This window comes from Paenibacillus lentus, from assembly GCF_042714055.1.
Lineage (GTDB): Bacteria > Bacillota > Bacilli > Paenibacillales > Paenibacillaceae > Fontibacillus > Fontibacillus lentus_A.
This window is the reverse complement of the sequence record NZ_JBHGVC010000003.1, coordinates 444,252-456,385: the sequence shown is the minus strand read 5'-3', so window position 1 is coordinate 456,385 and position 12,134 is coordinate 444,252. Positions and strand designations below refer to the sequence as shown.

The following is a 12,134-nucleotide window of genomic DNA, read 5'->3' as shown; positions in this document are numbered from 1 at the left end:
CGGGAAATCTATCATTTCTTCAAAATGCCGATTAAGAGACACGAAATGCCGCAGCCGATCCAAACCAATTTGCTCCACGACAGCTTATCCGCCATTCCGGCCAACCCGATCGCCGTAGTTACCAGAAGGACTGTCGGCCCCACAAATGCAAGCATAGAGTTCACCGCTAGAGCCTTATCTACACGCCCCAGCTTAAGCATCAACAAGGCGGCTACGATTTCGATCGAGCCGGAAATCATTCGAATGGCTGCCATGCTGGTCACGAATTTATCGAGCATAGCCGGATAACAACCCCCTTCTTGTCCAGTCTCTCTTACCTTATGCCCCATCATCTTATTTTATTTGCAAAAAATAGAAAGAAGGCCACCGGTATTCGGTGACCTTCTACTAGGCGAAGCTATTTCTTCTCCTGCATAATCAAAGGCTCGATATTCCATATGCCCGACGCATATTGTTTAATGGTATGATCGCTGGAAAACTTGCCTGAATGCGCGATATTCAAAATGGATTTCTTCAGCCAATCGTTAGGATTTCGGTAAGCCAGGTCAATCCTTAAATGCGCCTCCACATAGCTGGCGAAATCCTTCAGTACAAAAAATTCGTCCTGATGATGAAGCACCGATTGGTAAATCGACTCGAAGTCCTGGCCTTCCGAACAAAAGCGGCCTGGATGGATCAACTGATCCATCACTTCCTTCACCCGCGAATCCACATGATAAATATGCCAGGGGGAGTATTCGCCGTTTTGATTGTATTCCATGACTTGTTCCGCTCGCAAACCGAACAGGAACATATTGTCATCGCCTAGCATGTCGTACATTTCCACATTGGCTCCGTCCAAGGTACCGATTGTCAGCGCGCCGTTCATCATGAATTTCATGTTTCCGGTTCCCGAAGCCTCTTTGCCTGCCGTAGAGATTTGCTCGCTGACATCAGCGGCGGGGATCAGCTTTTCGGCCAAGGATACGGAGTAATTCTCGAGGAATACGACCTTCATTTTGTCCCGAACCATCTGATCCCGGTTGACCGTATCGGCGACTGTATTGATCAATTTAATAATATTTTTCGCCAAATAATAGCCCGGTGCCGCTTTGGCGCTGAACAGGAATGTCCGCGGTGCGATATCGGCTGAAGGATTATCCTTCAGCTGGTTGTATAAATGCATCATATGCAGCACATTTAGCAGCTGCCGTTTATAGGCGTGGAGCCGCTTGGCCTGAACGTCAAAAATGGAATCCGGGTCAATGCTGATATGCAGTTTATCCCGCACGTATTTAGCGAGCCGCAGTTTGTTTTCCCGCTTAACCTCGCGCACTCGTTCCACGAAGCTGCGATCCTCGGCGTATTTGATTAAACCGATCATTTCCTGGGGTTGGGTAATCCAGCGAGAACCGATTACCTCGGTAATCAGCCTCGATAAATCGGGATTGGCATGCATAAGCCAGCGCCTGTGAGAGATCCCGTTCGTTTTATTGTTGAACCTCTCCGGATACAGCTCATAGAAGGCTTTCATTTCACGCTTCTTCAATATTTCCGTATGGAGCGCGGCCACACCATTGATGCTGTAGCTGCCGACGATCGCTAAATTGGCCATCCGAATTTGATCGCCATAAATAATGGCCAGTTGGGAGATTCGGTTTTGATCTCCTGAATAGCGCTCCAGGAGCTCCGCACAAAAGCGTTTATTTAATTCCTCGATAATCATATAAATGCGGGGCAGCAGCTGCTTTACCATAGCAACGGGCCACTTCTCCAGCGCCTCACTAAGGGTAGTATGATTCGTATACGATACCGTCCGGTTCGTGATATGCCAGGCTTCTTCCCAGGAGCAGCGCTTCTCGTCCATCAATATCCGCATGAGCTCAGGGATCACGAGCGTAGGATGCGTATCATTGATATGTATCGCTGCTTTGTCGGGCAGGAGCGTTATGGGCAGCTCCAGCTTATCGAAGGTTCTCAATATACTTTGCAAGCCGGCAGAGCATAAGAAATACTGCTGTTTTAAACGAAGCAGCTTGCCTTCGAATTCTGAATCATCGGGATACAGGAATTCGGATACGGATTCAACCGAACGGTAATAATTCAAATAATTATAATAACTGCCGTCATTGCCTGTACTCGGCTTGATAGGTCCTTTTCCCGGCCGGGCGCTCCAGAGCCGAAGCGTATTGACTTGGCTTGAGCCGCTGCCGATCACCGGAATATCGTAAGGTATCGCCCAAATGCTCTCAAAGCCCGCGAGCTCAAAGTGAAGCTGCCCGTCGCGCTCTGACATATGCACCTCGCCGCCGAAGCGAACCTCTACCTTCTTATCCTCCCGGCAGACCTCCCATACATTGCCTCGCTGCAGCCAGTAATCAGGCAGCTCTACCTGGTGCCCGTCGACAATTTTCTGTTCGAATAGTCCGTAGCGGTACCGAATGCCGCAGCCGTGACCAGGCAGCTGCTGCGCTGCCAAGGAGTCGAGGAAGCAGGCAGCAAGGCGACCCAATCCGCCATTGCCTAGCCCCGGGTCACTCTCTTCCTCCTCCGCAGCCTCCAGATCGAAGCCCAATTCCCTTAGTCCGTCACGAACGAGCTCAAGCACACCCAAATTCAGCAAATTGTTTCCGAGCTGCCGCCCAATAAGAAATTCCATGGAGAAATAATACACTTGCCGGGCTTTGTCTGCTTTCAGCTTCTGGTTCGTATTCGCCCAATCTTCGCCTACTCTTTCCCGAATTAAAATGCCGAGTATGCTGTAAACATCTGCGTCCGTAGCCTGAGATACAGGCTTCCCCAATTGGCTGACCAGCTCTTTCTTGAACATTTCCTTAAAGCATTCTTTGTTATCGAACACGTTTATAGTCCTCCCTGTGCCGCAGTTCCTCTCGTATAGGCATCCAAACCTATACCTTATGTTTAAACTCGAGGGAGTGATAAAATAACAAAAATAAATAATTAATATAAGAAAAACGTCTATCGACGGGCATTTAAAAATGACAGACCGCGTTTAGCAGTAGTTTTTTCTTGCGATATAAAAGGCGAAGGTTCCGGATTCCATTCATTCTAAATCTGACGGATTGATTGTTAAGCTAAATGCGACAACTTTTCCATAAAGGATTCGTGGCGGACTTCTAATCAAAGACATTTACGTGGAAAATGGTCCATGCGGTGAAGAGCAAGAACTGTATACGATAAATCGTACATACGCGATTGCTAAGCGGGCGTCCATGGCTGTTTTGTATGAAAAATCATACAATGGGGCTCTCGAAAGCGGCCGAAGCAAAAGCTGTGTATGAAAATTCGTACAAAGGCGCACGTGAGGCGATCGTTCGCGGCTATTTTAATCGAAAAATCACACAATTTCGAAAGAGTATTTTAGATGGGCCTTTTATTTCTAGGTGTCGCACTTCATTTTATAATCCATCATCAAAAAAGCCGCCTCGCATGCAGAGTATTTCTGCAAGCTAAGACGACTTTATTCTTGGTTATAATCAACCGATTAAATTAACGGCGATCCTGCGGCCCGCCGACAAACACTTGACTCTCGGTATCAAGACCATAAGCGGTATGAAGGGCTTTAACCACTTCGTTCAGCTTCGTTCCTTCGATGACGCAGGAAACTTTGATTTCCGAGGTGCTGACCATCTTGATGTTTACGTCCTGCTTGGAAATGACGTCGAACATTTTTGCGGCTACGCCCGGATGGCTGACCATGCCTGCGCCGACGATCGATACTTTGACCAGACCGTCTTCCGAGGTGACTTCCTGGAATGGCAGGCTGCTGCGAATGCCGTTAATGACCTGAAGTGCTTTCTCACGATCAGTAAGGGCTACGGTGAAGGAGAAATCCGCCTTACCGTCCTGAACGCCGCTTTGGACGATAATATCTACGTCAATTTTGGCTTCAGCCAGGGAACCGAACACCTGGGCCAATACCCCCGGAATATGAGAGACCCCTAAAATGCTGATTCGGGCTACATTTTTATCGTAAGCAATTCCGCTGACTACTACACCTTGCTCCATTTTCACTTCCTCCTTAACAACCGTACCTTCATTATGATTAAAGCTTGAACGAACGACGAGACGAACTTGATTATGCTTCGCGTATTCTACTGCACGAGGGTGAAGCACGGCCGCTCCCAGATTGGCCAGCTCCAGCATTTCATCATAAGATATCTCCTGCAGCTTGCGGGCATTCTTCACAATCCGCGGATCCGTCGAATAGATTCCGTCCACATCCGTATAAATTTCACAGTAATCGGCAGATATTGCCGCTGCCAGAGCCACCGCCGTCGTATCCGAGCCGCCGCGTCCGAACGTCGTTATTTCTCCGTCCTCACTCATTCCCTGGAATCCTGCAACGACAACGATATTACCTTCATCCAGCGCCGCTTGTACTCGCTGCGGCTGAATGTCGGTAATGCGCGCTCTGGAATGTTCTTTATCCGTACGGAAACCGGCCTGCCAGCCTGTAAAGGAAACGGCCTTGCGGCCCTCCGCATGAATCGCAATCGATAGCAACGAAATCGAAATTTGCTCCCCGGTTGTCATCAGCATATCCATTTCGCGTAAAGGCGGCTCCTTGCTAAGCAGCTTCGCCTGGTCGATAAGATCGTCCGTCGTATCCCCCATGGCAGATACAACGACAACGACCTGATGCCCCTCATCCTGCTTCTCCACTACGCGCCGGGCAACGCGCTGCATTCGTTCTGTATTGCCGACAGAACTTCCACCAAACTTCATGACAAATAAAGCCAAATCAGACCCTCCCAAAAATAGACTATCCTATCTAAGTACAGTACGGCTATAAACACACGATCAGTGCGAGATAGAATCGCTTTAAATTCAAGCAGTAACGCTTTAAACCAGTATAATACGAAAGAGCGGTATTAATCCATCGCTTTTCATTACAATATTCGAAGTTTTCGCCATATTTCACAATACAAAAAAATTCCTCCACTCGACGGGAGTGGAGGACGACACTGCCTTTAATAAGGCAAGAAAGTTACGTGAAATTTAAGCGCGGGAAATATACTTGCCTTCACGAGTGTCAATCAGAAGGACATCATCCTGGTTAATGAACAAAGGAACCTGAACGTTGAGTCCTGTCTCCAGCTTGGCATTCTTGGTAGCACCAGTCGCCGTGTTCCCTTTAATGCCCGGCTCGGATTCCACTACGCGCAGCTCAACACTGTTAGGCAGGTTGATTCCAAGGATTTCGCCTTGATAGCTGACAATTTTTACGTTCATATTTTCCTTCAGGAAATTCAGCTCCCATTCCAATTGATCCGAGGACAATGTGAATTGGTCATAAGTTTCGTTATCCATGAACGTATGGTCTTGGCCGCTGGCGTACAAATATTGAACGTCGCGGTTTTCGATCATAGCTCTGCTGACTGTTTCACCAGCACGGAACGTTTTTTCAACGGTGTTGCCGTTGCGCAAATTTTTTAGCTTAGAGCGAACAAATGCAGCTCCTTTTCCCGGCTTTACGTGCTGAAACTCCAGTACCGTATAAATATCACCATCAAATTCTACTGTTAGGCCTGTTTTAAAATCGTTAACTGAAATCACGAATAGAACCTCCTATAGGATCAAATGAGTTGCACAACTTCGTATAGAAAATATAAGAAAAACGTCTATCGACGTACTTTCAATGTAGCCAGACCGCGTTTTGCGGTAGTTTTTATAGAATGATTCAGCCCAGCTGAAAAATTCTATAATCTAAAATTACCCAAAATTCAAAGCCGTACATTATGAATCAATGACGGTAAAATCTTTGTTGGATTCCGTCAGCCTACGGCAGCCGCTGTCCGTGATTACGACATCGTCTTCAATCCGAACGCCGCCGAAGCCCGGAATGTAAATTCCCGGTTCGACTGTAACGACCATTCCCGGCCTTAGAATATCGTCGCTTAGCTTGGATAGGCGCGGAGCTTCATGCACCTCCATGCCAAGCCCATGGCCTGTGCTGTGGCCGAACTGCTCGCCATATCCGTATCGCGTAATGATATCGCGGGCTAAAGCATCTGCTTCGCGTCCCGTCATTCCTGGACGAAGATGCTGCAGGGTATGCAGCTGCGCCTCAAGCACAATATCATAAATTTCTCGATGCTTGGGCGTAGGCTGACCGATCATCACGGTGCGCGTAATGTCCGAGCAATAGCCGTTCAGCAGCGCGCCAAAGTCCATTTTTACGAACTCATCGCTTTGCAGCACGCGATCACTCGCAACTCCATGCGGCAGAGCCGAACGCTCACCCGAGGCCACAATCGTATCAAAGCTGCTTGAAGTAGCGCCCTGCTTGCGCATAAAGATTTCTATTTCCAGGGCCATATCCCGTTCCGTTACACCCGGCCGAAGCACATTCAGCATGTGCATGAAGGTCTGGTCAGCCAACTCCGCAGCCTGTTTCATTAATGCCAGCTCCTGATCATCCTTGTACACACGGAGACCTTCTACAAGGCCAGCCACCGGGATCAGCTTGACGGGATGCAGATCCTGTTCATAAGCTCGATAGGTGGAGAAAACGACTTTCTCCTCCTCAAACCCCAACTCGCTTATCTTTTGATCCGAAAGAAGTTCCTTGAGCGTTTCGGCCACAGAGGGGCCATGCTCCACGATCTCAAAGCCTGCCGCTTGATTCGCGGCCTGCGTCATATAACGAAAATCGGTTAACATGTAGGACTTGTCCAACGTAATGAGGACGTAGCCGGATGAACCGGTAAATCCCGTTAAGTACTGCCGATTAATGTCTCCGGTAATCCATATCGCCTGCAGTTGCTTCTGCTTCATGGCATCCCGAAGGCGGCTTACTCTTGAATTCGCCATCATATGCTCTCCTTATTTCCTACTTTCCAGATGCCGCGCGAGCGCCATCAGGCCCAGTTCATAGCTGTATGATCCAAAGCCAGCAATTTGCCCGACCGCCAAAGCTGCTGTGACTGATGTATGGCGGAATGGTTCGCGGGCATGGATATTCGACATATGCACTTCAACAAAAGGGATATTCACGGCAGCAAAGGCATCGCGCAGCGCGTAGCTGTAATGAGTCAATGCACCCGGATTAATCATGATTCCATCGATGCTGCCCAGCGCTTCATGAATTCTATCGATCAAATATCCCTCATGATTAGATTGATAGAACTCTAGAGCCAGCCCCTGCTGCTCGCCCTGCTTCATAAGCCTGTCCTTAATCTCACGAAGCCCTTCAGACCCATATACACCAGGCTCGCGAATCCCCAGCATGTTTAAATTCGGTCCGTTCAATACCAGGATACGGTACATCATTCCACACCCTTCCTGTAAAATAACCAAAAGTAATTTTAACATAGGTGTGAGGCAAATGAGAAGCCTTTTGTACTTATTACTGCGCTTTTTGCGGTTCTCTGTGACGTTCGTCCGTATATTCCATCGCTGCGGTGTAACCGATGAACAAACCCCACAGTAAATAAAGGCAAAGCTCGCTGATCAGCGTTCCCTTCGGAAGCTCGGAGATCGGCTGCGTCAAACGAAGCATCGGCCCCAAAACGATAAATATGACAATCCACCAGACGATGCCGTAAAGAATCCCCGGATAGGGGCCCTTCAAGCGGCGAAAAAGCAAGGTATAAAGCAATGCGGCGAGGATCGAGAAAAGAATAAAGAACAGCCACCCCACATAATATCCGCCCTGCGTCTTTAAAAACTGGTTCTTAAAAAAGGGCTCCGCCAAATATCCCGGCACAACGACCGTGAGCCTGAAGAAATACATCAGCCCCTTTATGCCGCCCCAGATTAGCCCCGCAAAAAAACCAAGCTGCAAACCAAAGCTCCACACATTCGTTCCTTTCCCCCTGTTCTCACCCTGCTGCTGCGGCATGCACTTCCGCTCCTTTCCTGCTTCCTCCATGACTTCCAATTGTCGTTTTAGTATGCACATTTCGAAAAAGACTAAACAAACTAGAATTTGCTTCCCAGATTCGATACAATGGAATTATTCTAGTGACAACGACATTAATTAGGGAAGGTGAAATATTTGCCGAGGCAATCTACACCGAATATTTATGGCGGGCAAGCTGTCATAGAGGGCGTCATGTTTGGCGGCAAGCATGTCAACGTAACTGCCGTCCGCCGCAAAAATGGTGAAATTACGTTTTTGGAAGTACCTAAACAGGACAAGTCATGGGTGAAGCGGCTTCGCAAAATCCCGTTTATTCGCGGTATTGTCAGCATCATTGATTCCAGCGCCAAAGGCTCAAAGCATTTGAATTATTCCGCCGAAGCGATGGCCGACGACGAGATTGAGCCGGAAGAGCGCGCCAAGCAAAAGGAGAAGGAAGAATCGGGCTTCTCCCTGACGATGATCGTAGGCGTGGCCATCGCTGGCGTACTATCCTTCCTCTTCGGCAAAGTCGTCTTCACGCTGGTTCCGGCCGTCCTGGAGGAATATTTGTTCCAGTACGCCTTTGACAACCGGGCGATGCATACGCTAGTGGAAGGTGTTATAAAAATCGTTCTCCTGCTGCTTTATTTATGGGCGATCTCGCAAACTCCGGTAATCAAAAGATTGTTCCAATACCACGGGGCTGAACATAAAGTAATCACAGCTTATGAAAATGGAGAAGAACTGACGGTGCAGAACGTTCAAAAATACAGCCGACTGCACTACCGCTGCGGCAGCAGCTTTATTATTCTAACTGTCATTGTCGGCGTCATAATCTATTCCTTCTTCCACTGGGATAACGTCTGGGAGCGCATGTATATCCGTCTGCTGCTTCTGCCGCTAGTGATCGGCGTCTCCTTTGAACTGCTGCGTCTGACCAATGCCGTTCGCGACATTCCTGTGCTTCGTTTCTTGGGGTATCCGGGATTGTGGCTTCAGCTGTTGACCACGAAGGAGCCGAAGGACGACCAAGTGGAGGTATCGATCGCTTCTTTTAATCGAATGAGAGAACTTGATGCACAATATGAGCGGGAGGGTGTCCTGGAACAGCCTGCCCCTAATACGGCCTTTGATCCCGTGAAAGGATGATAAGCGATGAAGAAGCAGGCCATCCTATTTTGGATTGTTATAGGACTTGCTGCGTTTGGTGTGGTTAATGCACTTTTCGGAAAAGGACAAATGAATTGGAGCAGCTTGCTGATTCCTGCCATCCTTGTGGGAGTCGTAATCTGGCTCTACAAATTCCCGCCCCGGAAATACAGGGCACGGCATCCCAAGGTCAAGCCTTCTGCCCGCACGATGGCCAAACTGGCTGCCGAGCAGCGCCAGTCCGCCGGACAGAAGCGCAAGCATTATCCGTTCCATGTAATCGAAGGGAACAAAGGGAAGAATGACGAGGATATTCCGAAGTACCACTAAGTAAATTCGCAATATGGAATCGAATATTTATTTATTAGCCTGCTGATACTTTATGAACTGTTCTTCGTAGTACTGAGTATTCCACTCATCGAAGAAATGGTTGCCGGATTGGAGTCCGGATTCATAAAGCAGCAGGCTTTCTTCTTTGCTGATGTCGAACTGGGTCGTACCGATGCCGAGGGTCGGTATCTTTATTGTACGATACCGGTTGGATTGCTCGATATAGCGTTCATCATGGGCCGAAAGCATCGTCTCGACCAGTGCCTGCAGCATCGTAAACGGCCCTGAGATCAGATGAGGCTGGTTGGAGTTCTTTCCAACCATTTGGAAGCCGACCGTTGGGATCATTTCCCCTCGAGGCTTGCAGCTATCCTCATCGAACAGCCATAACGGAAAATTGCTCAAGAGTCCGCCATCGACAATGTACAAAAATTGATCTGAGAATGGTTTCCCCATAGACAACTGCGGCGGAAGCCGCAATAAAACCGGGTCGAAGAAATAAGGGATGCTGCAGCTCATCCGCACCGCCCGGGCAACATCAAACTTATGCGGCGATATACCAAGCTTTTGCAGGTCATCGGGCAGGATCAATATTCTGCCGCTCGTAATGTCGGAGGCGATAATGGTCAGTTTGCCTTTTGGTAAGTCGCCAAAGGTTCTGATCCCTTTATCTCTCAAAAGCTGCCGTATCCAATCCTCAAGGGCTTCTCCCGAATATAACCCCTTTTTAAGCAGTACCCTAAGCGCAGGCCCGACGATCCGCACGTTAAAGATCGGCGATCTTTTCAAAAACTCAACAAATGAAGTGCCCATGATAATGTCCTTCATTTCCTCTGCAGAGTAGCCTGCTGCGATCATTGCAGCGACGATGGAGCCAGACGATGTGCCTGCCACCCGGTGGAATTTCGCCCCATGCCGCTCCGACGCTCTGACAGCCCCTGCCAAGGATATCCCTTTGACGCCCCCGCCCTCGAACACGCCGTTTATCAGCATAAAATAATAACCCCCATTCCATACACAAGTCTACTGCTTATGTATGTCACGGGGGCTATTCCTATGTCATTCTAAGATTTGAAATATGATTTCAATAATGGTATAAGTCCAAGCGGGTTCTTCTTTAAGTCTTTGGCGCTAAAAAAGATACTGCCCTTCACTTCAGGGATTCGCTCATTGTACTCCAGCTGGCGGATTATTTCGTCCGCGGATTGCCAGCCGATTTCCGGCGTCCCGATCTTGTAAGGGGAATGCCCTACATACAGCTTCACATTTGTCCCCCGAACCTCCTGGGCCCACCAATCTACGAGGATATCGTATCGTACCTCTTGACGCGTCAAGCTCCAGTACAATTGCGGAGTTACATAATCGATCCATTCATTGCGAATCCAGGTTCTGACGTCGGCATAGGTACTGTCATACGCCGTCATCCCCGCCTTCGTATCCGATCCGGTAATATCGGAGGCCTTATTGCGCCACACGCCAAACGGGCTGATCCCGTAAGATACTTCCGGCTTCGCCGCATGAATGCTTTGTCCAAGATCGCGGACGAATTGATTGATGTTATCTCTGCGCCAGTCCCCTTTGCTAAGCTGCCTCGGGTTATAATTCTTCATCGTGCCATCGTCATTGAACTTGCTTGCTGCCGTTTCCCCCGATGGGTAGAAATAATCATCCAGATGCACACCATCAATATCATAACCGTTGACGACTTCCATAATCGCATCGATAATATGCTGACGCGCTTCCGGGATGCCGGGATTAATATAGAGCTTGTCGGCAAACTTCACGATCCAGTCCGGATGCTGATGGACGACATGATTGCTTGGCAGCTTGCTCGTATCGGCATTCATGCTTGCCCGGAACGGATTGAACCAGGCATGGAATTGAATGCCCCGGCGATGCGTTTCCTCAATCAAAAAAGCTAAAGGATCATAGCCCGGGTCTTTGCCTGCTGTCCCGGTCAAATATGTCGACCACGGTACAAGCGTTGACGGGTAAAAAGCATCCGCAGTAGGTCTGACTTGAACAAATACAGCGTTTAAGCCCATGTCCTGCATCTCGTCCAGCAGTTTGATGTACTCCTCCTTCTGCTGCTCCACCTTTCCATAGGATCCCTTGGTCGGCCAATCCAGATTGATGACCGTAGAAATCCATACTCCCCGCAGCTCAGTCGTGTTTCCGCCGCTTGGCGGCTGCGGCGACGGCTGCTCAACCGGAGGAATGACAGGCGTTGGTTTATCTACCGGTGGAAGGCTTGTCTCTGGGGAGGTCAATGTAATCGTCCGGGCGGCAGAATTCCAATCCACCTGCAAGCCAAGCTGCTCCCCCACGAAGCGAAGCGGAACCATAGTTCGTCCCGTGTTGATTTCGACCGACACGTCAAGCTTTACTGCCGTGTTATTAACTTGGGCCGTTGTAGTCCCGTTGCGTAATACAATAGTATTTCCGTCCTTCGAGATCGTTACGGTTTTAGTGCTTCCCAGCCAGTCTACCTGAGCTCCCAAGCCTTCGCTGATGACGCGGAGCGGTACCATGGTAACATTGTTTTTCGGCTTAATGTACGGCGGCGCATCGCTCAGTAAAACCTTGCCATCCAGAATGATTTCGATAGGCCGGGCCGCAGCGGCATTCGTATGGCCGGAGAAAGGCCAGATCAGCAGTATCATTAAGAAAGAAAAAAACCATGCACGAAATTTCATTAGTAACCTCCAATAGTTAGTAAATGTTGCGAGTGTCCAAATTAACTTCTCCATATCTCTAACGTCAACCGGCCCCCAAGAGTTGCGTTTTCCGGGCAGAAAATGGATTT

At 48.9% G+C, this 12,134-nt stretch carries 11 protein-coding genes; 2 read left to right on the top strand and 9 right to left on the bottom strand.

Going from position 1 to position 12,134, the window contains the following annotated elements:
- Nucleotides 1-11 precede the first annotated feature (11 nt).
- From ACE3MQ_RS08840 to ACE3MQ_RS08810, 7 genes are all read right to left on the bottom strand, one after another.
- On the bottom strand, nucleotides 12-278 hold the full coding sequence (locus ACE3MQ_RS08840; protein WP_379392239.1) for a YqhV family protein: 267 nt from the start codon (nucleotides 276-278) through the stop codon (nucleotides 12-14).
- Between the two features lie 119 nt (nucleotides 279-397).
- Nucleotides 398-2,839, bottom strand: coding sequence for a glycogen/starch/alpha-glucan phosphorylase (locus tag ACE3MQ_RS08835; protein ID WP_379392238.1), 2,442 nt, complete (start codon nucleotides 2,837-2,839; stop codon nucleotides 398-400).
- Between the two features lie 650 nt (nucleotides 2,840-3,489).
- Complete coding sequence (locus ACE3MQ_RS08830) at nucleotides 3,490-4,743, bottom strand: aspartate kinase (RefSeq protein ID WP_379392237.1); 1,254 nt, start codon at nucleotides 4,741-4,743, stop codon at nucleotides 3,490-3,492.
- Nucleotides 4,744-5,001: 258 nt separating this feature from the next.
- On the bottom strand, nucleotides 5,002-5,559 hold the full coding sequence (gene efp, locus ACE3MQ_RS08825; protein ID WP_379392236.1) for an elongation factor P: 558 nt from the start codon (nucleotides 5,557-5,559) through the stop codon (nucleotides 5,002-5,004).
- Nucleotides 5,560-5,739: 180 nt separating this feature from the next.
- Nucleotides 5,740-6,816 carry a M24 family metallopeptidase gene (locus ACE3MQ_RS08820; protein WP_379392235.1) on the bottom strand — a complete coding sequence of 359 codons (1,077 nt, stop codon included), beginning with the start codon at nucleotides 6,814-6,816 and terminating at the stop codon, nucleotides 5,740-5,742.
- A 12-nt stretch (nucleotides 6,817-6,828) separates the two neighbouring features.
- Nucleotides 6,829-7,272, bottom strand: a complete 444-nt coding sequence (aroQ, locus tag ACE3MQ_RS08815; protein ID WP_379392472.1) for a type II 3-dehydroquinate dehydratase — start codon at nucleotides 7,270-7,272, stop codon at nucleotides 6,829-6,831.
- A gap of 79 nt (nucleotides 7,273-7,351) precedes the next feature.
- Nucleotides 7,352-7,846 carry a YqhR family membrane protein gene (locus ACE3MQ_RS08810; protein ID WP_379392234.1) on the bottom strand — a complete coding sequence of 165 codons (495 nt, stop codon included), beginning with the start codon at nucleotides 7,844-7,846 and terminating at the stop codon, nucleotides 7,352-7,354.
- Nucleotides 7,847-8,002: 156 nt separating this feature from the next.
- Between ACE3MQ_RS08810 and ACE3MQ_RS08805 the strand changes: the two genes are divergently transcribed.
- Together ACE3MQ_RS08805 and ACE3MQ_RS08800 are read left to right on the top strand one after the other, a co-directional pair.
- Nucleotides 8,003-8,998, top strand: coding sequence for a DUF1385 domain-containing protein (locus ACE3MQ_RS08805; protein WP_379392233.1), 996 nt, complete (start codon nucleotides 8,003-8,005; stop codon nucleotides 8,996-8,998).
- Nucleotides 8,999-9,004: 6 nt separating this feature from the next.
- Nucleotides 9,005-9,328: an SA1362 family protein gene (locus tag ACE3MQ_RS08800; protein WP_379392232.1), complete on the top strand. Its 324-nt coding sequence runs from the start codon at nucleotides 9,005-9,007 to the stop codon at nucleotides 9,326-9,328.
- Between the two features lie 27 nt (nucleotides 9,329-9,355).
- Here ACE3MQ_RS08800 and ACE3MQ_RS08795 read toward each other — a convergent pair whose 3' ends face one another.
- Nucleotides 9,356-10,321: a patatin-like phospholipase family protein gene (locus ACE3MQ_RS08795; protein WP_379392231.1), complete on the bottom strand. Its 966-nt coding sequence runs from the start codon at nucleotides 10,319-10,321 to the stop codon at nucleotides 9,356-9,358.
- Between the two features lie 71 nt (nucleotides 10,322-10,392).
- On the bottom strand, nucleotides 10,393-12,024 hold the full coding sequence (locus ACE3MQ_RS08790) for a family 10 glycosylhydrolase (RefSeq protein WP_379392230.1): 1,632 nt from the start codon (nucleotides 12,022-12,024) through the stop codon (nucleotides 10,393-10,395).
- Nucleotides 12,025-12,134 lie beyond the last annotated feature (110 nt).

What these genes read in the sequence shown, in the direction of transcription:
- ACE3MQ_RS08840 (WP_379392239.1), bottom strand. Translation starts at nt 278, where the DNA reads ATGCTCGATAAATTCGTGACCAGCATGGCAGCCATTCGAATGATTTCC.
- ACE3MQ_RS08820 (WP_379392235.1), bottom strand. Translation starts at nt 6,816, where the DNA reads ATGGCGAATTCAAGAGTAAGCCGCCTTCGGGATGCCATGAAGCAGAAG.
- aroQ (WP_379392472.1), bottom strand. Translation starts at nt 7,272, where the DNA reads ATGTACCGTATCCTGGTATTGAACGGACCGAATTTAAACATGCTGGGG.
- ACE3MQ_RS08810 (WP_379392234.1), bottom strand. Translation starts at nt 7,846, where the DNA reads ATGCCGCAGCAGCAGGGTGAGAACAGGGGGAAAGGAACGAATGTGTGG.
- ACE3MQ_RS08800 (WP_379392232.1), top strand. Translation starts at nt 9,005, where the DNA reads ATGAAGAAGCAGGCCATCCTATTTTGGATTGTTATAGGACTTGCTGCG.
- ACE3MQ_RS08795 (WP_379392231.1), bottom strand. Translation starts at nt 10,321, where the DNA reads ATGCTGATAAACGGCGTGTTCGAGGGCGGGGGCGTCAAAGGGATATCC.
- ACE3MQ_RS08790 (WP_379392230.1), bottom strand. Translation starts at nt 12,024, where the DNA reads ATGAAATTTCGTGCATGGTTTTTTTCTTTCTTAATGATACTGCTGATC.